Raw genomic sequence first — 19586 nt, 5'->3', positions numbered from 1 at the left:
GTGCGGCCTGAATTCCTCGAACAAAAATCATCCCTTGACCGCCCCCATGGTGAGGCCGCTGATGAAGTGCTTCTGCATCAGGAAGAACATGACCACGGGCGGCAGGGCGACGAAGATCGTTGCCGCCGAGACGATGTTCCAGGCGGACGTCCATTCGCCGCGCAGATTGTTCAGCCCGGCCGTGACGGGTTTGACGGCGTCGCTCTGGGTGAGCACGATCGCCCAGAAATAATCATTCCAGATGAAGGTGAAGGTGAGGATGGCAAGCGCCGCCAGCGCCGGCCGTACCAGAGGTACCACCACATGGCGCAGCACCTGGAAGGGCGATGCGCCCTCGGCGCGCGCGGCCTGGAACAATTCGCCCGGCAGTGCCGCGATGAAGTTGCGCATGAACAGCGTCGCAAAGCCGGTCTGGAAGGCGATGTGGAATACGATCAGCGCGTAGACCGTGTCGTAGAGGCCGAGCCTGACCATGAGGTCACGCACCGGGATCATCATGACCTGGGCCGGCAGGAAATTGCCGCCGACGAACAGCGCGAAAATGAGATTTGAGCCGCGGAACGGATAGCGCGACAACACGAAGCCGGTCAACGTCGACAGGATCAGCACGCCGATCACCGAGGGGATGGTGATCAGCAGGCTGTTGAGGAAGAAGCGCAGCATCGCGGTCTGCTCGAAGACCGCCGTGTAATTCTCGACCAGGCTGAACTTCTGTGGCCAGCCCCAGTAATTGCCTGCCATCAATTCCTCATTGGAGCGGATCGAGGTCAGCATGACGGCAATCAGCGGCAGCAGCCACAGCGCGACGACCAGCGTCACGCCGCCGACGTAGAGCGCACGCTTGATCTTGGCGTCTTCGGGGATCGGGCGCGGATACATCAGGCATTGCTCCGTTCGGCCTTGATAAGGCCGTGCAGGTACCAGGCGATGAAGGCGCTCATGATCACGAAGAGCACTGTGGCGATCGCCGCGCCATAGCCGAAGCGATAGGAAAAGATCGATTCCTCATACATCTGATAGGCGAGCACAGTCGACGAGCCGTAGGGTCCGCCGGTGGTCATGACGGCGACCATGTCGAAGGAGCGCAGCGCGCCGATCACCGTCACCGCGATGGCGATGAAGCCGACTTGCGACAACTGCGGCAGGATTACGTGGCGCAGCATGCGCCAGCCGCGTGCTCCGTCGACTCGTCCGGCGCCGATCAGATCCTCGTCGAGGTTGTTCAGCCCCGCCAGGAACAGAACCATGCAGAAGGCGATCTGCGGCCAGAGAGCCGCGGCGGCGACAGCGAAAGTGGCGAAATTCTCGTCGGAAAGCAGCGCCGGCGCGGTGGCACCGAACAGGCCGAAGATCAATTGCAGCAAGCCGAAGGTGGGATCATAGACCCAGCCGAAAACGACACCCACGGTCACCGTAGCCAGCACCAGAGGGATAAAGAACAGCGACTTCAGAATGCGCATGCCGCGGATCTGCTGGTTGACGATCAGCGCCAGCGCGAGACCGATCGGCGGCGCCAGCATGAAGATCAGCAACCAGATCACGTTGTTCTTCAGCGAGACGTAGAATTGCGGGTCCTCGGCCAGTTCGGCATAGTTGGCGAGGCCGACCCAGGTCTTGGCGCCGATACCGTCCCATTCGTGCAGCGAAATCCAGACCGTCTCGACGGAGGCGGCAAGGATCACCAGGCTGAACAGGATGAGGCCCGGCAGAAGGAACAATGCCGGCGTCAACCAATGACGATGTCTGCGCCAGAAGCGGGGCATGGGAATTCATCCAAAAGGAGACGGGGCCGCCAGGACAAGCGGCGCCCGTCAAGTCCGGGAGGACTAAGCCGTGTTCAATTTGTCCCAAAACCGCTACGCGCTTTTGAGCGACAGCATCAGCTGAATATTCTCTTGCGGGTCTTTTCCAGCCGTTCGAGGATCTGGTCGCGCCGTTCGGGTTTGACCATGAATTCCTGAAGTCCGGTCATGCCTTCCTGGGCCATGTCCGGATCGGTGTCGCGATCGTAGTATTGCGACGTGCCGACCACTTTCTTCAGCTCTTCCACGGCGGCGTTGACCAGCGGATCGTTGCTGGGCGGGCAATCGTTGCGCGGCGGGATCGCTCCCTCCGCGGCGAGGAAGGCTCCGAGATTCTCCGGTTTGTAGAAATAGGCGAGGAAGTCGCGCGCGCCTTGCTTGTTCTTGGCGTTGGCCGGCACATGAACGGAGTTGACCGAAAAATCCTCATATCTGGCGACACCGGGGATGATTTCGGGAAACGGCGCGTAGGCGAGCTGCGGGAGGTCTGCCTCCGGGAAGGCGGACCTGACGAAACCACCAAGGTCCATCATGGCGGCTTTCTTCTGCGCCAGGGCAGCGCCGGCTTGCTCCCAGCCGAAGGAACTGTGGTTCGGCGAGAAGAACCCGGCCTTGATCAGCTCGTTCCATTTGTCGAAGACGGGCGTAAGCATCGGATCGGTGTAATGGACCTTCCCGTCCATCAGGGCGATGTGCTTGTCGAGGCCGTTGATGCGCAGGTTCATATGGTCGAACCAGCCGCCCGCGGGCCAAAGCTCCTTGGTGCCCATGCTCATCGGGATCATGCTTGCAGATTTCGCGGCCTCGCCAAAGGCGAGAAAATCGGTCCACGTCTTCGGCGGCGTCCAATTGTGTTCGGCAAAAACATCCTTGCGGTAGAACAGACCCCAAAGCAGGCCGCCCATCGGCAGGCCATACTGCTTGTCGCCGACCGTGACTGCATTTGTCGTGGCGCCGAGCACGCTCTTGTAGTTCTCTCGGGCAAACAGATCGGAGATGTCGTCGAACAGGCCCTTGGTGACAAAGGCCTTCATGCGATTGCCGGAGAACCAGAAGCAGATGTCGGGGGCGCCGACGACAAGATAGCTGCGGATCGCCGTCTTGTGCGCCTCGTGGTCCATGTTGTTGATGGTGATCTTGGCGCCGGATTTCGCCTCGTATTCGGCTGCCAGCCTGTGCAGGATGTCGCGTTGCCCGGCGTTGCTGAGATTGGAAATGATGGTGATTTCCTGCGCCTGCGCCAGGGCCGGCAAGCAGAGGCTCCCGGTGGCAGATGCAGCGAGAGCCGCGCCCGTGCCCTTCAGGAATCGACGTCTTGTCGTGGATAGCATTGTAGCGGTGATGGTCATGGCTTTTATCTCCTCCCTGAGAACAGCCGGATTCCAATTGAACCACGGCGAGTCGTAGCGTATGCAGATGGAGCCGGTCAATATTTAATTTACAAAATTAACAATGAGGCGAGGATGAAACTTAAAGGCGACCAGCAGACGTCGCGCTCGATCAATCGCCGGCTGATTCTCAACCTGCTGCGAAGGGAAGGGGCGATCAGTCGTGCCGAGATTGCCGCGATCACCGGACTAAGCCCGGCGGCGGTGACGTTCGTCGTCACCGACCTGTTGCACGAGAACATTCTGATGGAGGGAGAGGCCAGCGTCGGAGCGCCGGGGCGACGGCCAATCCCGATCAACATCAATTATGCCGGCCGCCTTGTCGTCGGGTTCAAGCTGATGGTCGGTGCGATCGATTGCGTGCTGACTGACCTGGCCACGACACCGCTTGTCTCCAAACGCGTCGCTGTGCCTGATCAGTCGCCGCGAAGCACGGTAGAAGCCTGCGCCGCCGCCGTCAGCCAGTTGCTTGCCGATCGGGCCGCGCCAACCGGGGCGCAGCTCAGCGGCATCGGCATCGCCGTGCCCGGGGTCATCGACCATGGCGTCTGTCGGCTCAGTCACCGGTTCAATTGGACTGACGTGCCGATAGCGGCCATGCTGGCCGATCTCGTCAATGTGCCCGTGTGGGCCGACGACGATACCAACGCTTTCGCGCTGGCGCAGCAATTGTTCGGTCTCGGCCGGCATCACCGCACTGTCGGCGCGCTGGCCATCGGTGCCGGCATCAGTTGCGCGGTGGTGATCGATGGTTCGGTCCATCACGGCGCGAACGGGGCCGCGGGCAAGATCGGGCACTCCATCTACGATCCAAACGGGCCGCAATGCGAGTGTGGCCGCCGCGGATGCCTTCAGACGTTCTTCTCCGAACCAGCATTGGTTAAGCGGTGGCGTGAGACGAAGGGCCTCTCAGCCGACGTTGACCGCTACGACATGGTCAGAGCGGCCAAGACCGGTGACGAGGTGGCCGTGAATTTGCTGCGCGAAGCAGGCGAAGGCATCGGAAGGTTTCTGGGCAGCTTCTGCAACATCATCGATCCGGAGGTGATTGTCGGCGGCGGCGAAGCGGTGAGCTTCGGCGACTACCTCTTCGAGCCCATGCGCGACGCGCTACGGCGTTACGCAATGTGGACTCCACCGCCGATCACGCCGGACTGGGCAGACGATTCATGGGCGCGGGGCGCCGCCGCGCTCGCTACCCAGCGGCTGTTTGATTTCGAAAGCAGGCCTGGAGAAGTCGCGGCCGTATAGGCAATATCTCGAACTCGGACGCCCGCGGTGAGGCTTGCTCAAATCCAGCGCCGCACGCGTTTGGCGTAGTCGCGGTATTTCTTGCCGAACTTCGCCGCCAGAACCTTTTCCTCGCTCTCGATCGCCATCTTCTGCGTGGCGAAGGCCGCGATGAGCGCCATCGGCAGGAACCAGACTATCCCTGAGACAAAGGCGACGCCGATCAACAGCAGTGTGTTGGCCAGATAGATCGGATTGCGGGTGATGCCGAAGGGACCCGACGTGACGAGGTGGTCAGGCACCGCGTTCGGGTTGAGCGTTGTCTTGGCCCGGATCATGGTGCGGATCGCGGTGAACCAGAGTGCTGCGACGCCGAACAGCGCCACCCAGCCGGCGGCGAACAGAATATCGCCCAAGAGGTCGCCGATCCAGGGCAGGGGATAGAGCAGGCCCAGCGCGATGCTGATGGCGATGGCGGCGGTGTAGATCAGCGGCGGCCACGGGATGAGCCCCGGCTTCGGCTGGTTCTCGGTCATTTGACCCCTTCCTCCATCAACTTGCTGTCGGTGTTGGCGGTACACATGCCGGCAAGGTCGGACAAGTGTGATTTCCATTCCGCAGTCTGATCGTTGTTGTAGAGCCGATCAAGCGTCGCCTCGCCCTCGAGCGTATCGAGCATGCAGACACAGTAGCTGGAACAGAACTCGGTGTCGCGCGACTGCTCGCAGGACAGCTGGCAGGTTTTGAGGAAATTCACCTGCGGGGTTTCGACCTGCGCCGGCATGATCTGCGAGAACAGCCAAACGCAGCCGATCAGCAATGGCTGGTGGATCAGGTAGAAGGCCAGGCTGTGCCGGCCGATGAAGACCAGCGGGTTGGCCCAGCGCCCGGCCTTGAGGTTCGCCAGCCACGTCAAGATACCCGCGCCCGCGGCAAGCCTGGTGGAGCCTATACCCAGAAGCACGGCGCCGAACCATGGGAACAGTGGAACGTAGTCGTTGGAACGCGGATTGACCGCCGACAGGCCGACCCACCACAGCCATGGATGGTCGAAGGCCTCGAAGCGCAAATAGACCGGCGCCGCGATGACCAGCGCGGCAACCACCATGGTCAGTAAAGCCGGCAGGCGAAGAAACAGCAGGCCGAGCAGGCTGGCCAGCGCGATCTCGTGCAATATGCCGAAGAAGATGAAGCCGTCCGGGGTGGCGATGCGGGTGACGATCGAAATCGCGATCGCGGCTCCCGCGACCATGGCGAAACGCTTCCAGAAGCCGTTCCAGCGGATTTTCTTGCCATGGGCGAGGTACAGGCTGACGCCGACCAGGAACAGGAAGGTCGAGGCGATGCAGCGCGCGTAGATCTTCCACCAGCCGAAGGCGGTCAGGCCGGGATCGGTGTAGCCGAAGAATTCCAGATCCCAGGTGAAATGGTAGCTCGCCATGGCGATCAGCGCGATGCCGCGCACGATGTCGATGGCGACGATGCGCCTTGGTCGATCCTGAACGGGTGCGGTCGGCGTTTGGATGCTCATGGTCTCGCATTCTGATTCAGCCCCGCAAAACGACTATCACGGTTGCACCGAACAAAAGAAGGCCGGGAATTTTGCCGAGGACGCCGGATCAGGCGCCGCTTTAGGCCAGTGCCGGGAAGCCTTTGGCCGACTTCGTTTTTTGCCGGGTACGCGTCGGTTTCCTCTTATTGGCGCCGGCATCGCCACGGCAGATTTGGTCCGATAGATTCTGCTTTGGGGAAGCAATGTCCACCCATGTGCGCCATCCGATCTGGCTTCCGGCCCTAAAGGCCGCGGACGCGCGCACCTTCGCCTCGCTCTATGCGGTCGAATCCTTCGCCCGCGCCACGGTGTCGAGCGTCATCCCGATCCAGGCCTATGAGATCCTGCACAACGAGCAGATCGTCTCGATCCTCTACACCGTCGTGGCGATGCTCGGCCTGTCGGTGACGCTCTTCATGCCAATGCTGATCCGCCGCTTTGCCCGGCGCTGGGTCTACACCGCTGGCGCCTGCCTGCTTGCCATCGGCTCGCTGTTCTTCGTCACCCATACGCTTGCCGGGCAACTGGCCGGCATGCTGTGCCGCGTGATGGGCGCCAGCGCGCTGTCGATCACGCTCAACCTCTATATCATGGACCATATCCGCAAGACCGATTTCATGCAGGCCGAATCGCTGCGCATGGCGTGGTCGATGTTGGCGTGGACCGGCGGGCCGACGCTCGGCATCTTCCTCTACACGCACTTCGGCATCTATGCCGCGCATGGCGCCGTGGCGATCTTCGCCCTGGCCTTGCTGGCGCTGTTCTGGACTTACCGGCTCGGCGACAACCCGTCGATTAGCCCGGGCCAGACGCGCCCGGTCAATCCGCTCGCCAATATCGGCCGCTTCGTGGCGCAGCCCAGGCTCAGACTGGCCTGGCTGATCGCTTTCGGCCGCTCCTGTTTCTGGACGACGTTCTTCGTCTATGGGCCGCTGTTCATGGTCATCACCGGCGAAGGCAAGCTGGCCGGCGGCGTGCTGGTTTCGGCCGGCAACGCGCTGCTGTTCATGGCCATCTTCTGGGGCAAGGCGGGAAAGCGTTTTGGCAGCCGCAGGACGATGACATTTGCCTATTTCGCCATGTCGGCCATGCTGCTGGCGGCAGGCTTCGTCGGCGAGACCGTGCCGCTGCTCACCGGCGCCTTCCTGCTTGGCGGCGCCTTCTTCACCATCGCGCTCGACGCACTCGGCTCGACCGCCTTCATGCGCTCGGTGCGCTCCTATGAAAGATCGCAGATGGCGGCGGTCTACCGGACCTATCTCGACTTTTCCGAACTGACGCCGCCGCTGGTCTATTCGGTGGTGCTGGCGTTTTTCGGCCTAGGCTCGGTGTTCGTCACGCTGGGCCTGCTGGCTGCGGTCTGCGGCTTCGTGACGTGGCGCTATCTGCCGAAATCGCTTTGATCTTCAGGGCTTTGGTGGAAGTGCCGCATGCCAAGGTGCCTGCGGCAGCGGAGGCCCTCACTGGCACGACGCATTCGCGATGGTTGCCGCCGGAATTTGGTTTGCTGGAGGCGACGATTCTGCCTATAGTCGGCAATGTCGTCGGTTCCATTTTGGAGCCAAGAGGGAATGCGGTGAGGGCGAGTTTCGCCCAATGCCGTGGCTGCCCCCGCAACTGTGTGCGGTAGTCCTCTCCATATGCCACTGAAGATTTCTTCTTCGGGAAGGTGGGGAAGGGCGCTGATCCGCGAGCCAGGAGACCTGCCGGCGACAGGAAACTGACTTCGATGCCCTCGGGTGGAGGGCGAAAGGACAAGACATGACTACTGCTTCCGTCTCCCTCGGCGCCTCCGTCTCCTCGCAGTCGCGCTTCATGCAGCTCGCGCTCGCGGCGCTGCTCGGCGTTTTCGTGATGGGCTTTGTCGGCTTCTCGCATATCGATGCGGTCCACAATGCGGCTCACGACTATCGCCACTCGATGGCGTTTCCCTGCCACTGACGAGGATCTGACATCATGAACCTGTTTCGCAACGTCGTGTTCATTGCGGCGATCGCAGGGCTCGTGGCCGGTGTCGTTCTCGCCTGCATGCAGGCCTACGCCACCGTGCCGCTGATCCTGAAGGCGGAAGTCTACGAACAGGCCGGCGGCGGGCATCACCATGACCATGCCGTTCCGGCCCCAACGGATAGCAATGCCATGAGCACAGCCGCTCCGGCAGCGGAAGCCGCCCCGGCCGCCGAAGACGAGGGTTGGGCGCCGGCAGACGGTTTCGAACGTTTCGCCTTCAGCGTGCTTGCCAACATCGTCACCGGCATCGGCTTCGCCTTGATCCTGGTCGCGGTTTCCGAATTCGCCGGCGGCATCGGTGGCTGGCGCCAGGGCGTCTTCTGGGGGCTGGCCGGCTTTGCCGTGTTCACGCTGGCGCCGGGCCTAGGCCTGCCGCCGGAACTGCCGGCCATGCCAGCGGCCGATCTGACCGAGCGCCAGATCTGGTGGTGGGCTACCGTAGCGATGACCGCGGCCGGGCTCGGCCTGATCGCCTTCCGCAAGTCGCTGCCGCTGGCGATCCTGGCTGTGGCCTTGATCGTCGCTCCGCACATCGTCGGCGCGCCGCAGCCCGGCAGTTACGAGACGGCGATCCCCGAAGGCCTGCACCACCAGTTCGTGGTGGCGGTGACAGTGACCAATCTGGTGTTCTGGCTGGTGCTCGGCGCGGTCGTCGGCGTGGTCCGCGGCCGCTTCACCGGCACCGCGACCAGCCTGCGCGACAGCTTTGCCTGACAGCAAGGCACTGACCTTCCTCATCGGCGGTGGGGGGGGCCGCCCCCCCGCCGCCGCCCCCCCCCCCCCCCCCCCCCCCCCCCCCGCCCGCCCCCCCCCCGCCCACCCCCCCCCCCCCCCCCCCCGCCCCCGCCCCGGCCGCCCCCCCCCCCCCCCCCCCCACGCCGAAACCCTGGCGACGGCCTTGCCCTCGCCATGGACCTATATCGCGACGGCGCAAGCCTATGACGATGAGATGCGCGAGCGCATCGCGCTGCACCGCTCACGCCGCGGCGAAGGCTGGACGACCATCGACGCACCGCTCGATCTTGCCGGCGCGCTCGCGGCCTTGCCCGACAACCAGCCGGTGCTTGTCGACTGCCTGACATTGTGGCTGACCAATCATATGCTGGCCGAACATGATCTCGAGCTGGAATGCCGGCGACTGGCGGAGGTGCTGTCGCGGCCGCGCGGGCCCTGGTTCGTGGTGTCCAATGAAGTCGGGCAAGGCATCGTGCCTGACAACGCACTGGCGCGCCGGTTTCGCGATGCCGCCGGCCGGCTTAACCAGCAGATCGCTGCCGTCGCCGACACAGTGCTGCTGATGGTGGCGGGACTCCCGCTGAAGGTGAAATGACATGACCGACGTCGACAATAAGGACGAAGAACGCCACCGCGCCAAGATGGCCAAGCGCAAGGCGGTGCAGGATGCCGAGGTGGCGAGCAAGACGGTCGAGAAGGGGCTGCTGATCGTCAACACCGGGCCGGGCAAGGGTAAGACGACGGCCGCCTTCGGTCTCGCGCTGCGGATGCTCGGCTACGGCAAGCGCGTCGGCGTCGTCCAGTTCATCAAGGGCAAATGGCATACCGGCGAGAAAGACGCCTTCGCCGCCTTCGGCGACCGCGTCATCTGGCACGCGATGGGCGAGGGCTTCACCTGGGAAACGCAGGATCTGAAGCGTGACATCGCCGCGGCCGAAGCGGCGTGGGCCAAGGTGCTCGAGCTGATGGCCGATCCGTCAATCAGCCTGCTGGTGCTCGACGAGTTGAACATCGCGCTGCGCTACGACTATCTCGATCTCGACAAGGTGGTTGCGGCGCTGAAAGCCCGCCGCGAAGGCCTGCACGTCGTCGTCACCGGCCGCAACGCCAAGCCGGCGCTGGTCGAGGCGGCCGATCTCGTCACCGAGATGGGCGTGACCAAGCACCATTTTTCCGCGGGCGTTAAGGCGCAGCAGGGCATCGAGTTTTGAACGTTTCTTACCCTCCTCACAAGGGGGAGGGTGAAATGGGTCACGCCACAATGACGATGATCGAAATCACTCCAAACAGCGCAATCAGCAGATAGTCGGCGACGCGATAGAGTTTCAGCGCCTGCCTTATATCGGCGCTGTCGGCTTCGCGGCGGCCGCCTCCGCCCATGAAGACGTCGTCGACCAGGACGCCGCCGTAGCTGCGCGGCCCGGCGAGTGCCAGGCCGAGCGCGCCAGCCATCGCCGCTTCCGGCCAGCCGGCATTCGGCGAGCGGTGCTTCTTCGCGTCGCGCCACACCGCGTGCCAGGCATTGCGCGGGTCGGCGTCCCTGACCAGGAAAGCCGCCAGCACGATCAGCAGCGCCGTCAGCCGTGACGCCGGCAAATTGATCCAATCGTCGAAGCGTGCCGCCGCCCAGCCGAACGCCTCATGGCGCGGGGTACGGTGACCGATCATCGAATCGGCGGTATTGGCGGCCTTGTAGGCGGCGCCGCCGGCGAGGCCGCCGACACCGGTCCAGAAGGCGGGAGCAACGATGCCATCGGAAAAATTCTCGGCCAGGCTCTCGATCGCAGCGCGGCTGATACCGGCCCGGTCCAGCGTCTCGGGATCGCGGCCGACGATGCGCGAGACGGCAACGCGGCCCAGAGCGAGACCGCCGGTGTCGAGTGCGTCCGCCACCGCCTCGACATGTTCGTAAAGGCTTTTCTGCGACAGAAGCGAGGTTGCCAGAAGGGCCGTGATGATCAGCCCCATGGGAACGAACCAGAGCAGGATCTGCATGCCGAGGCCGATCAGCGCCGGCACGAGCACGATGACCAGCAGCGCCTGGACACCGCGCTTGCGACGCAACGCGTCGGGATCAGTGGCGTGGTTGAGCCTGCGGTCGAGAAAGGATATCAGCCTGCCGAACCACGTCACCGGATGGCCGATGGCGCGAAACAGCCAGTCGGGATAACCGAGGGCGAATTCGACGGCCAATGACAGGAAAGCGATCAGAACTGACATGAAGCTTCTTGAAGGAACGGTGGACCATGGTGGAAGTCTTGGCCGGGCGAGGGCGCTTTTCCCCCACGCTTCGCGGCCTTTCGTCGACCTCTCGACCGGTATCAATCCGCACTCCTACCCGCTTTTCGACCTGCCCGCCACCTCGCTGTCGCGATTGCCGGAGGCCGCGCGCACGCGTGACCTGTTAGAGATCGCGGCCAGCACTTATGGCGCGCCGTCGCCAGCCAACCTCGCGGCGGCACCGGGCACGCAGATCCTGTTGCCGCGCGTCGCATCGCTGATCGCGCCCGGCAAGGCTTTGGTGCTGGGGCCGACCTATGCCGAACATGCCCGCGCTGCGGCGATCGCCGGACACCGAGTGTTGGAGGTCAACGATTTCGAAGCGCTGGCGGACGCCGACCTTGCCATTGTCGTCAATCCGAACAATCCGGATGGACGCATCGTCGAGCGGGACGGTTTGCTGGCGCTGGCCGCCCGACTGCGCGCCAAGGGCGGGCTGCTGGTCGTCGACGAGGCGTTCATGGATGTCGGTCCGCGTGAACACAGCCTTGCAGGCGATGTCGGGCGGGGCGGCATCGTCGTGCTGCGCTCGTTCGGCAAGTTCTTCGGCCTGGCCGGGCTGCGGCTCGGCTTTGCACTTTCCGATGCGGCGACGGTCGAACGGCTGGAAACGCAATTCGGGCCATGGGCCGTCGCCGGTCCGGCGCTTGAATACGGCATCCGCGCGCTTGCCGATATCGACTGGCAGGACGCGATGCGGGCATCCCTTGCGGAAGCATCGGCGCGGCTCGATAGCCTGTTCGGCCGCTTCGGCATTCCCGTCGCGGGCGGCACGACTTTGTTTCGCTATCTCCGCCTGGCCGATGCCGATGGCCTTTTTGCAGCCCTTGGCAAGCGCGGCATCCTGCTTCGGCATTTTGCCGACCGGCCACATGTCCTGCGCGCCGGCCTGCCGGGGAGCGAGGAGGAATGGCAGCGGCTTGAATCCGCTCTTGCCGAATGGACGGCGCGGCGCGAGGATCGATCAAAGGGTTCGAAGCAATGATCTATGTCTGCTCGTTGGCAAAGATCGAGGAAACGGTGGCAAGGACCGGTGCCGAGCGCATGCTGTCGCTGCTTGCCGCTGGAACGGAGGTGGTACGTCCCGCCTCGATAGCGAGTGAAAACCATCTGCACCTGGTCATGCATGACATTGCGGTGGCGCAGGACGGCATGACCATGCCGGGCGAGGATCATGTCCGCAACCTGCTCGATTTCGCGCGCCGGTGGGACCGGGCAAGGCCGATGGTCGTGCATTGCTATGCCGGCATCAGCCGCTCGACCGCCTCGGCCTATATCATCGCTGCAGCACTGGCGCCGAAACGCGACGAGGCCGAACTGGCTCAAACGCTGCGAGCGCTGTCACCATCGGCGACACCCAATCCGCGACTGATTGCGGTGGCCGACACGCTGCTCGATCGCAACGGCCGCATGGTCGAGGCGATCGAAGCGATCGGGCGCGGTGCCGACGCTTTCGAAGGCACGCCTTTCGCGCTCAAGATTGACGGCTAGCTATTTCAGCCAGTCGACGAGTTTCGCCTTGCGCACATCCCGCAGCAGGCTGATGAAACCATCGGCCTGATATTCTGCCGTCAGCCGGCCTTTTTCCGATGTGGCGATGCTGGCGTCGCCGACCACGCCATTCGGGTTGAGATCGCTAGCGATCCAGGCAAAGGCGTGGGTGCCGGTGTGGCGCAGCAGCGAGAATTCCTTTTCGGCCTTGGCGACGTTGGAAACGAAATTGTCGGCCTTGCCCATGTCGACAAGGTCCGGCCGGAAATGCAGCATCAGCGAGGTCTCGACATCGCCGCCATGGATGCCGTGACGGTCCTCGAGCTCGGTGTACATGCCGGCCGGGCGGCCAAAACGCTGCCAGCTGGTCTTCACCGCCAGCATTTTTTCGCGCACGCGCAATTCGCGCGTGACGATGCCCATGATCTCCTCGTTGCCACCGTGCGAATTGACGACGACCAGTTTTCGCACGCCGGCGCGCGCGATCGACAGGCCAAGCTCGGTCCACGCCTCGACCAGCGTCGTTGCCGGCAAAGTGAGGGTGCCCGGTGCGTGAAGATGCTCGTTGGACTTGCCCACCGCCTGCACCGGCAGGATGCGGATGTCGAGATCGTCGGGCAGGCGCGAAATGACCGTGTCGAGCATGCCGTTCATGATCGAGGTGTCGGTCGAAACCGGCAGATGCGGGCCATGCTGCTCGATCGCCGCCACCGGCAGCACGGCGATCGTCGCCTCCGGGTCGATCGAGGCGTATTCGGTGGTCCGGTAGTCGCCCCACCACACGCGTCTTTTTGCAACGGTCATGCTACGCCTCTTCAATGGATGAGTGAGACCTAGCGCGGGAAGGACGGCCTGTCGATCACCCCGCCGCGATCGCTTCGACCTCGACCTTGAATTCGGGCCGCGCGAATCCCGAGACGATCATCAGTGTCGAGGCCGGTGCGGGGCTCGAAAACAGCCGGTCGCGAACGTCCATGTAGGGCCGCAGATGCGCGCGGTCGGTGACATAGGCGTTGATGCGCACGATATCCCCGAGGCCGAGCCCTGCCTCGCCGAGCACCGCGGCGATGTTGCGGAAACAGAGTTCGGCCTGTGCGCCGGCGTCTTCCGGAATCTGGTCGTCCGCCGTGATGGCGACCTGGCCCGAGCACAGCACCAGCCGCTTGCCGGGCGGCACCTCGACGCCGTGGCTGTAGCGGGCAAAGGGCGGCTTGATCGACTTCGGGATGAGGAATTTGAACATGGCAATCTCCTGGATGCCGCCAGCCTAAGGCCTGACCCGCCACGCCTTCAAGATGGCGGTGCATGTTGCTGGTGCGATTGTGGACAGGCGTTCAAAAAATAGGCACGATGCCTCTCGTGCAGCACGACCTTGTCCGGCTTTCGCAGATGGCTGTGGTGCAAGCGGGCGGTCCCGGCGCAAGGCGCTGGTGGCATATGTCTTGCTTCTTGAATCTTTGGTGTCGAGCCTGGCGCGTGGCGCGCCGGTGCAAACAGAGGGTGGTGTCGATGTACGGAAAACAGAAGATTTCGGCGGCGGTGGTGGCGCTGCTTGCAGCCGGCACGCTGAGTGCCGCTGCGAATGAGAAAGTCACCTTCGGCACCAACTGGTTGGCCGAGCCGGAACATGGCGGATATTACCAGTCCGTGGCCGATGGCACCTACGCTGCCTGCGGCCTCGATGTCACCATCATGCAGGGCGGCCCGCAGGTCAGCGGTCGGCCGATGCTGCTTGCCGGCAAGATCGATTTCTACATGGGCGGCAATCTCCTGTCGGCTTTCGATGCCGTCCAGCAAGGCATTCCGATGCGCGTGGTGGCGGCGGACTTCCAGAAGGATCCTCAGGTCATCATGTCCCACCCCGGCGAAGGGCTCGACAAGTGGGAAGACCTGAAAAACGCCGACCAATACATATTGGGCGACGAGGGCGTGCAGACCTTCTTCCAATGGATGGTCATCGAACTCGGTTTCGACGCCTCCAAGCGCGCGCCCTACACCTACAACACCGCTCCTTTCCTCGCCGACAAGAAGTCGATCCAGCAGGGCTACGTCACCTCCGAGCCGTTCGCGGTAAAGAAGGAAGGCGGCTTCGTGCCGAACCAGTTCCTGCTGGCCGACTATGGCTGGGACACCTACGCGACGACGATCGAGGTGATGCAGGACACGATCGACAAGAAGCCGGAGGTGGTCCAGTGCTTCGTCGATGGCTCGGCCAAGGGCTGGTACAAATATCTCTACGGCGACAACAAGGCCGCCAACGACCTGATCAAGAAGGATAATCCCGACATGAACGACGAGCAGATCGCGTTCTCGATCGATCAGATGAAGAAGTTCGGCCTGGCCGATTCCGGCGACACGGAAAAGCTCGGAATCGGCGCAATGACCGACGCGCGGGTCCAGAGCTTCTACGACAAGATGGTCAAGGCCAAGGTCACGCCAGCCGGCATCGACATCAAGAAGGCCTACACGCTGACCTTCGTCAACAAGGGCGTCGGGCTCGAGCTGAAGAAGTAGGCCGTCCCGGCATGATGCAGGAAAAAGTGGCGCCAGCGCCGTCTGCGTCGGGCACGTCCTCGACGCTTCTGGCGCTGCGTGGCGTCGGCAAGGTTTTTTCCAACGGTGTGACGGCGCTGAGCGAGGTCGACCTGACGATCCGGGAAGGCGATTTCCTCAGCCTGCTCGGACCGTCGGGTTGCGGCAAGTCGACGGCGCTGCGGCTGATCGCCGGCCTGTCGACGCCGACCTCCGGCGTGCTCGACTGGCGCGGCGGCGGCGCGCCTGACCGCTCGAACATCGGCTTCGTCTTCCAGGAGCCGACGCTTCTGCCCTGGGCCAATGTCTTCGACAATGTCTGGCTGCCGCTTCGGCTGAAAGGCATTTCGCGCGCCAAGGCGAGACCGGCGATAACCGAAATGCTGGCGCGGGTGCATCTGACCGGTTTCGAAGACGCGGTGCCGCGCGAACTGTCCGGCGGCATGAAGATGCGCGTCTCGATTGCGCGGGCGATGGTGACCAAGCCGCGCGTGCTGCTGATGGACGAGCCGTTCGCGGCACTCGACGAGATCACCCGCTTCAAGCTCAACAATGATCTGCTGGAGCTGTGGCAAGACGAACGCTTCACCGTCGTGTTCGTCACCCACAGCGTCTTCGAAAGCGTCTTTCTCTCCAACCGCGTCGTCATCATGGCGGCACGGCCGGGCAGGGTGTTCGACGAGCTCGCCATCGAGGCTTCCTATCCGCGCGACGAGGCGTTTCGCACCTCGCCCGACTATGCGGCACTGTGCCGGCAGGCCTCCGATGTGCTGGTCAAGGCCATCAACTCAACAGCAGGCACACACCATGACGGCCATTGACGAGCGGGTGCTCGAACTCGACCCCGAGGAAGCACGCCGGGTGCGCCAGGAACGCTTCGAGCGGATCGGCCGCTGGGTGCTGCCGCTGGCGATCATGATCCTGGCGATCTGGCTGTGGGACCGCATCTGCGTGTGGAACGAGATTCCGCAGTACATCCTGCCGCGCCCCGGTGTGGTTCTGTGGACGCTCTACAACGATGCCGGCCTGCTGTTTTCCTCCCTGCTGGTCACCTTGCGGATCACCTTCCTCAGCCTGGCTCTGGCCGTCATCGGCGGGGTCGGGCTAGCGGTGCTGTTCGCGCAATCGAAATGGGTCGAGATGTCGTTCTTCCCCTTCGCGATTGTGCTGCAGGTGACGCCGATCGTGGCGATCTTTCCGTTGATCAACATCTATGTGAACGACCAGACGACCAAGCTTCTGCTGTGCGCCTGGATCGTCGCCTTCTTTCCGATACTGTCCAACACCACGCTTGGCCTCAACTCCGTCGACCGCAATCTGCGCGACATGTTCAAGCTCAATGGTGCGACGCGCTGGCAGCAGTTGCGCTATCTTAGGCTGCCGGCGGCGATGCCTTATTTTCTCGGCGGGTTGAAGATCGCCGGCGGCCTGTCGCTGATCGGCGCCGTCGTGGCCGAATTCGTCGCCGGCACCACCGGCCAGTCGTCTGGCCTTGCCTCGCGCATCATCGAGGCCGGCTACCGGCTCAACGCGCCGCGCCTGTTCGCGGCGCTGTTTTTGATTTCGCTCACCGGCATTTTGATCTTCCTCGTGCTGTCGCTGATTTCGCATCTCATTTTGCGGCGCTGGCACGAAAGCGCACTGAAGCAGGAGCGCTAGGATGACTATAATGTTGGCGCGAAATACCCCCCTCTGTCCTGCCGGACATCTCCCCCTCAAGGGGGGAGATCGGCTGTGCTTTTTGCTTTCGCCAATTGTGAATGCTGAAAAAGAGGCGGTTCGACCGAAGCTGCCAATCTCCCCCCTTGAGGGGGAGATGTCCGGCAGGACAGAGGGGGGTAGGCCTTGATACCAGCCTCTGGCTCCTATCGCCTTGCCAATGCACGCGTTCATCAATCCATCACGCCTGGCTTTGCCGCAACCTTCGATAACGACGGTTTCGCACTTGCCGACGTCGCTGTTGCCGACGGCAAGATCGCAGGCATTGCCGCGCATCGTCGTGCAGCAGTGCAGGCGGACGCCGTCGACCTCGCCGGCCGTATAGTGCTGCCGTGCTTCATCGACTGCCACACGCATATCGACAAGGGCCATATCTGGCCGCGAATGCCCAATCCCGACGGCACCTTCATGGGTGCGCTGAACGCCACCGGCACCGACCGTGCCGCTCGCTGGAGCGCAGAGGACGTGGCGCGGCGCATGGATTTTTCGCTGCGTTCGGCCTACGCGCATGGCACAAGGGCGCTGCGCACGCATCTCGATAGCGTCGCACCGCAGGAGGAGATCTCCTGGCCGGTGTTCGAGACGATGCGCGAGGGATGGCGCGGCCGCATCGAGTTGCAGGGCGCCTGCCTGCTCGGCATCGAGGGCGTGCGCGACAAGAAGTGGTTCGACAGGCTGGCCAAGCGCGTCGCGGCCGCGAAGGGCGTGCTCGGGGTCGTCACCTATATGGTGCCGGACCTCGAAGAGCTGCTTGACCATGTCTTCGCGCAGGCGATCAAGCATGGCCTCGATCTCGATTTCCATGCCGACGAGACCGACGATGTTGCCGCCATATCGCTGAAGAAGATCGCGGAAGCCGCCCTTTGGAACGGCTTCGAGGGCAAGATCCTCATCGGCCATTGCTGTTCGCTGGCGCGCCAGCCGGACCTCGATGTGCTGGACACGCTGGACAAGGTGGCGAAGGCGGGGCTGGCCGTCGTGTCGCTGCCGATGTGCAATCTCTATCTGCAGGATCGACGCGGCAACGGCACCACGCCGCGCTGGCGTGGCGTGACGCTGCTGCATGAGATGAAGGCGAGGGGCATTCCGGTGGCGGTCGCATCCGACAACACGCGCGACCCGTTCTATGCCTATGGCGATCTCGACATGCTGGAGGTCTACCGCATGGCGACGCGCATCCTGCACTTCGATCATCCGGTCGCCGACTGGCCGCAAGCAATCACCGCGACGCCCGCCAAAGTGATGCGGCTCGACGGCTTCGGTACGCTCGCCGCTGGTAGCGATGCCGATTTCATCGTGTTCAAAGGTCGAAGCTGGACGGAATTGCTGTCGCGGCCCGAATCGGATCGCATTGTCGTGCGCGGCGGCAAGGCGATCGACCGGCAACTGCCCGACTACGCCGAACTCGACGGACTGATGGTGGAATGATGGACGTTTCGGCGCTCAAACGCGATCTCGAAGGCCTGAAGGTCGACGACAATCCGGCCATCGTCCAGCAGAAGAGCCGCGATTTCTATTGGTATAGCCCGGTGCTGAAGCAGCAGCTCGACCATGTCACCGGCGATTTGATCGTGACGCCGAAGACCGAGGCCGAACTGATCCGCGTGCTTGCGACCTGCCATCGTCATGGCGTGCCGGTAACGCCGCGCGGCAGCGGCACCGGCAATTACGGGCAGGCGATGCCGCTCTCCGGCGGCGTCGTGCTCAACCTTGCCGAGATGAATGAGATCAAGTCGATCGCGTCAGGTCGCGTGGTGACCGGACCGGGAGCCATTCTGGCCGACATCGACAAGGCAACGCGGGCGCATTCCGGCCAGGAGCTTCGGCTGTCGCCGTCCACCTACAACACGGCCTCGATCGGCGGCTTCATCGCCGGCGGTTCGGGTGGCGTCGGTTCGATCAATTTCGGCGGCCTGCGCGATTTCGGCAATGTGCTGCGGCTGCGCGTGGTGACGATGGAAGCGGAGCCGAAAGCGCTCGAACTCACCGGCGAGGACCTGCACAAGGTGACCCATGCCTATGGCACCAACGGCATCATCACCGAAGTGGAGATGCCGCTGACCGCTGCTTACGATTGGGTCGACGTCATCGTCGGCTTCGACGCTTTCATGGATGCGGCCCGCTACGGCAACGCGCTGGCCTGCCAGGACGGCATCCTGACCAAGCTGATCACGCCGATAGCGGCACCCGTGCCCCAGCTCTATTTCAAGCGCCACCAGAAATTCCTTCGGGAAGGGCAGAGCATTTGCGTGGTCATGGTGGCGCGGCACGGGCTCGATGCCTTCCTGGCCTTCACCCGGCGCGCCGACGGCGAAGTGATCTTTAACGCCGCCACCGCGACGCCGGAGGAGAAAAAGGGCCTGCCGCCGGCCTATGAATTGGCGTGGAATCACACGACGCTGAGGGCACTACGCGTCGACCCTTCGATCACCTATCTGCAATCGCTTTATCCCTTTCCCAACCAGCTGGCGCTGGTCGAGAAAATGGACGCCATGTTTCCAGGCGAGGTTTTCTCGCATCTGGAGTTCGTGAGGCTGGACGGCAACATCACCTGCTTCGGCCTGCCGCTGGTCAAGTTCACCACCGAGGCGCGGCTCGACGAGATCGTACGCCTGCATGAGCAGAATGGCTGCCCGATCTTCAACCCGCACCGTTACACGTTGGAAGAGGGCGGCATGAAGCAGACGGACGCGGTGCAGCTTGCCTTCAAGCGGGAGACTGATCCTCAAGGGTTGCTCAATCCCGGCAAGATGATCGCCTGGGAGAACCCGGACTACGACTACCGGTCGGGCCGGACATTCCTGTTCAAGGGACTGCAGAGGACGGGGTAAGACGATGAGCGTGTGG

The 19586-nt window shown here is 63.3% G+C and carries 21 protein-coding genes and 1 riboswitch; of the genes, 13 read left to right on the top strand and 8 right to left on the bottom strand.

Annotated elements, in window-relative coordinates:
* Positions 1 to 27: 27 nt before the first annotated feature.
* From NKI20_RS04105 to NKI20_RS04095, 3 genes are all read right to left on the bottom strand, one after another.
* Positions 28 to 879 carry a carbohydrate ABC transporter permease gene (locus tag NKI20_RS04105; protein WP_352828527.1) on the bottom strand — a complete coding sequence of 284 codons (852 nt, stop codon included), beginning with the start codon at positions 877 to 879 and terminating at the stop codon, positions 28 to 30.
* A complete protein-coding gene (locus NKI20_RS04100) occupies positions 879 to 1763 on the bottom strand; it encodes a carbohydrate ABC transporter permease (RefSeq protein ID WP_352828524.1) in 885 nt (294 codons plus the stop codon). The genes NKI20_RS04105 and NKI20_RS04100 overlap by 1 nt, the downstream gene beginning before the upstream one ends.
* Positions 1764 to 1879: 116 nt before the next feature.
* The gene (locus NKI20_RS04095) at positions 1880 to 3151 is read right to left on the bottom strand and encodes an ABC transporter substrate-binding protein (RefSeq protein WP_352828521.1); all 1272 of its coding nucleotides are present in this window, start codon (positions 3149 to 3151) and stop codon (positions 1880 to 1882) included.
* A gap of 114 nt (positions 3152 to 3265) precedes the next feature.
* Here NKI20_RS04095 and NKI20_RS04090 point away from each other — a divergent pair, with 114 nt between their 5' ends.
* Positions 3266 to 4441, top strand: coding sequence for an ROK family protein (locus tag NKI20_RS04090; RefSeq protein ID WP_023757160.1), 1176 nt, complete (start codon positions 3266 to 3268; stop codon positions 4439 to 4441).
* Between the two features lie 38 nt (positions 4442 to 4479).
* Here the strand turns inward: NKI20_RS04090 and NKI20_RS04085 are convergent, their stop codons facing one another.
* Together NKI20_RS04085 and NKI20_RS04080 are read right to left on the bottom strand one after the other, a co-directional pair.
* On the bottom strand, positions 4480 to 4956 hold the full coding sequence (locus NKI20_RS04085) for a methyltransferase family protein (RefSeq protein WP_352828518.1): 477 nt from the start codon (positions 4954 to 4956) through the stop codon (positions 4480 to 4482).
* Positions 4953 to 5951, bottom strand: coding sequence for a heparan-alpha-glucosaminide N-acetyltransferase (locus NKI20_RS04080; protein ID WP_352828517.1), 999 nt, complete (start codon positions 5949 to 5951; stop codon positions 4953 to 4955). Before NKI20_RS04080 ends, NKI20_RS04085 begins: the two co-directional genes overlap by 4 nt.
* A gap of 224 nt (positions 5952 to 6175) precedes the next feature.
* On the opposite strand from NKI20_RS04080, the gene NKI20_RS04075 reads away from it, so the two are divergent.
* From NKI20_RS04075 to cobO, 5 genes are all read left to right on the top strand, one after another.
* A complete protein-coding gene (locus tag NKI20_RS04075) occupies positions 6176 to 7375 on the top strand; it encodes an MFS transporter (protein ID WP_352828515.1) in 1200 nt (399 codons plus the stop codon).
* Between the two features lie 125 nt (positions 7376 to 7500).
* Positions 7501 to 7697, top strand: a riboswitch (cobalamin riboswitch).
* 36 nt (positions 7698 to 7733) lie between these two features.
* Complete coding sequence (locus tag NKI20_RS04070) at positions 7734 to 7913, top strand: CbtB domain-containing protein (protein WP_023757164.1); 180 nt, start codon at positions 7734 to 7736, stop codon at positions 7911 to 7913.
* A 15-nt stretch (positions 7914 to 7928) separates the two neighbouring features.
* On the top strand, positions 7929 to 8696 hold the full coding sequence (locus tag NKI20_RS04065) for a CbtA family protein (RefSeq protein WP_352828512.1): 768 nt from the start codon (positions 7929 to 7931) through the stop codon (positions 8694 to 8696).
* A gap of 172 nt (positions 8697 to 8868) precedes the next feature.
* Positions 8869 to 9312 (top strand): bifunctional adenosylcobinamide kinase/adenosylcobinamide-phosphate guanylyltransferase, encoded by a 444-nt coding sequence (gene cobU, locus NKI20_RS04060; RefSeq protein ID WP_352485680.1) that lies wholly within the window; start codon positions 8869 to 8871, stop codon positions 9310 to 9312.
* A gap of 1 nt (position 9313) precedes the next feature.
* Positions 9314 to 9928, top strand: coding sequence for a cob(I)yrinic acid a,c-diamide adenosyltransferase (cobO, locus tag NKI20_RS04055; RefSeq protein WP_352828509.1), 615 nt, complete (start codon positions 9314 to 9316; stop codon positions 9926 to 9928).
* A 40-nt stretch (positions 9929 to 9968) separates the two neighbouring features.
* Here cobO and cbiB read toward each other — a convergent pair whose 3' ends face one another.
* The gene (cbiB, locus tag NKI20_RS04050) at positions 9969 to 10937 is read right to left on the bottom strand and encodes an adenosylcobinamide-phosphate synthase CbiB (RefSeq protein WP_352828505.1); all 969 of its coding nucleotides are present in this window, start codon (positions 10935 to 10937) and stop codon (positions 9969 to 9971) included.
* Here cbiB and cobD point away from each other — a divergent pair.
* Both cobD and NKI20_RS04040 read left to right on the top strand, forming a co-directional pair.
* Positions 10936 to 11982 carry a threonine-phosphate decarboxylase CobD gene (cobD, locus tag NKI20_RS04045; RefSeq protein ID WP_352828502.1) on the top strand — a complete coding sequence of 349 codons (1047 nt, stop codon included), beginning with the start codon at positions 10936 to 10938 and terminating at the stop codon, positions 11980 to 11982. The two genes, cbiB and cobD, sit on opposite strands and share 2 nt — an antisense overlap.
* Positions 11979 to 12488, top strand: a complete 510-nt coding sequence (locus NKI20_RS04040; protein WP_023757789.1) for a tyrosine phosphatase family protein — start codon at positions 11979 to 11981, stop codon at positions 12486 to 12488. Before cobD ends, NKI20_RS04040 begins: the two co-directional genes overlap by 4 nt.
* Here NKI20_RS04040 and NKI20_RS04035 read toward each other — a convergent pair whose 3' ends face one another.
* Positions 12489 to 13292, bottom strand: a complete 804-nt coding sequence (locus NKI20_RS04035; protein WP_352828498.1) for a creatininase family protein — start codon at positions 13290 to 13292, stop codon at positions 12489 to 12491. It abuts the gene before it with no gap.
* Positions 13293 to 13347: 55 nt separating this feature from the next.
* Positions 13348 to 13731, bottom strand: a complete 384-nt coding sequence (locus tag NKI20_RS04030; protein ID WP_352828495.1) for a RidA family protein — start codon at positions 13729 to 13731, stop codon at positions 13348 to 13350.
* Between the two features lie 266 nt (positions 13732 to 13997).
* Between NKI20_RS04030 and NKI20_RS04025 the strand changes: the two genes are divergently transcribed.
* The 5 genes from NKI20_RS04025 to NKI20_RS04005 all read left to right on the top strand — a co-directional run bounded on the left by NKI20_RS04025 (position 13998) and on the right by NKI20_RS04005 (position 19570).
* Positions 13998 to 15002, top strand: coding sequence for an ABC transporter substrate-binding protein (locus tag NKI20_RS04025; RefSeq protein ID WP_352602863.1), 1005 nt, complete (start codon positions 13998 to 14000; stop codon positions 15000 to 15002).
* 11 nt (positions 15003 to 15013) lie between these two features.
* Positions 15014 to 15841, top strand: a complete 828-nt coding sequence (locus tag NKI20_RS04020; RefSeq protein ID WP_352828492.1) for an ABC transporter ATP-binding protein — start codon at positions 15014 to 15016, stop codon at positions 15839 to 15841.
* Positions 15828 to 16679, top strand: coding sequence for an ABC transporter permease (locus tag NKI20_RS04015; protein WP_023757784.1), 852 nt, complete (start codon positions 15828 to 15830; stop codon positions 16677 to 16679). Before NKI20_RS04020 ends, NKI20_RS04015 begins: the two co-directional genes overlap by 14 nt.
* Positions 16680 to 16865: 186 nt before the next feature.
* Positions 16866 to 18167: a cytosine deaminase gene (locus NKI20_RS04010; protein WP_352728449.1), complete on the top strand. Its 1302-nt coding sequence runs from the start codon at positions 16866 to 16868 to the stop codon at positions 18165 to 18167.
* The gene (locus NKI20_RS04005; RefSeq protein WP_352828767.1) at positions 18167 to 19570 is read left to right on the top strand and encodes an FAD-binding oxidoreductase; all 1404 of its coding nucleotides are present in this window, start codon (positions 18167 to 18169) and stop codon (positions 19568 to 19570) included. The genes NKI20_RS04010 and NKI20_RS04005 overlap by 1 nt, the downstream gene beginning before the upstream one ends.
* Positions 19571 to 19586: the final 16 nt, after the last annotated feature.

Origin of the sequence: Mesorhizobium sp. M0830 (assembly GCF_040319965.1) — a bacterium.
In the GTDB taxonomy this organism is placed as follows: domain Bacteria; phylum Pseudomonadota; class Alphaproteobacteria; order Rhizobiales; family Rhizobiaceae; genus Mesorhizobium.
Note: the sequence above shows the minus strand (reverse complement) of the source record. Positions and strands in the feature narration are given on the sequence as shown.

Bases quoted from the DNA above. Each gene is read 5' to 3' on its own strand.
- NKI20_RS04105 (WP_352828527.1), bottom strand. From the start codon at position 879: ATGTATCCGCGCCCGATCCCCGAAGACGCCAAGATCAAGCGTGCGCTC.
- NKI20_RS04100 (WP_352828524.1), bottom strand. From the start codon at position 1,763: ATGCCCCGCTTCTGGCGCAGACATCGTCATTGGTTGACGCCGGCATTG.
- NKI20_RS04095 (WP_352828521.1), bottom strand. From the start codon at position 3,151: ATGACCATCACCGCTACAATGCTATCCACGACAAGACGTCGATTCCTG.
- NKI20_RS04090 (WP_023757160.1), top strand. From the start codon at position 3,266: ATGAAACTTAAAGGCGACCAGCAGACGTCGCGCTCGATCAATCGCCGG.
- NKI20_RS04085 (WP_352828518.1), bottom strand. From the start codon at position 4,956: ATGACCGAGAACCAGCCGAAGCCGGGGCTCATCCCGTGGCCGCCGCTG.
- NKI20_RS04080 (WP_352828517.1), bottom strand. From the start codon at position 5,951: ATGAGCATCCAAACGCCGACCGCACCCGTTCAGGATCGACCAAGGCGC.
- NKI20_RS04075 (WP_352828515.1), top strand. From the start codon at position 6,176: ATGTCCACCCATGTGCGCCATCCGATCTGGCTTCCGGCCCTAAAGGCC.
- NKI20_RS04070 (WP_023757164.1), top strand. From the start codon at position 7,734: ATGACTACTGCTTCCGTCTCCCTCGGCGCCTCCGTCTCCTCGCAGTCG.
- NKI20_RS04065 (WP_352828512.1), top strand. From the start codon at position 7,929: ATGAACCTGTTTCGCAACGTCGTGTTCATTGCGGCGATCGCAGGGCTC.
- cobO (WP_352828509.1), top strand. From the start codon at position 9,314: ATGACCGACGTCGACAATAAGGACGAAGAACGCCACCGCGCCAAGATG.
- cobD (WP_352828502.1), top strand. From the start codon at position 10,936: ATGAAGCTTCTTGAAGGAACGGTGGACCATGGTGGAAGTCTTGGCCGG.
- cbiB (WP_352828505.1), bottom strand. From the start codon at position 10,937: ATGTCAGTTCTGATCGCTTTCCTGTCATTGGCCGTCGAATTCGCCCTC.
- NKI20_RS04040 (WP_023757789.1), top strand. From the start codon at position 11,979: ATGATCTATGTCTGCTCGTTGGCAAAGATCGAGGAAACGGTGGCAAGG.
- NKI20_RS04035 (WP_352828498.1), bottom strand. From the start codon at position 13,292: ATGACCGTTGCAAAAAGACGCGTGTGGTGGGGCGACTACCGGACCACC.
- NKI20_RS04030 (WP_352828495.1), bottom strand. From the start codon at position 13,731: ATGTTCAAATTCCTCATCCCGAAGTCGATCAAGCCGCCCTTTGCCCGC.
- NKI20_RS04025 (WP_352602863.1), top strand. From the start codon at position 13,998: ATGTACGGAAAACAGAAGATTTCGGCGGCGGTGGTGGCGCTGCTTGCA.
- NKI20_RS04020 (WP_352828492.1), top strand. From the start codon at position 15,014: ATGATGCAGGAAAAAGTGGCGCCAGCGCCGTCTGCGTCGGGCACGTCC.
- NKI20_RS04015 (WP_023757784.1), top strand. From the start codon at position 15,828: ATGACGGCCATTGACGAGCGGGTGCTCGAACTCGACCCCGAGGAAGCA.
- NKI20_RS04005 (WP_352828767.1), top strand. From the start codon at position 18,167: ATGGACGTTTCGGCGCTCAAACGCGATCTCGAAGGCCTGAAGGTCGAC.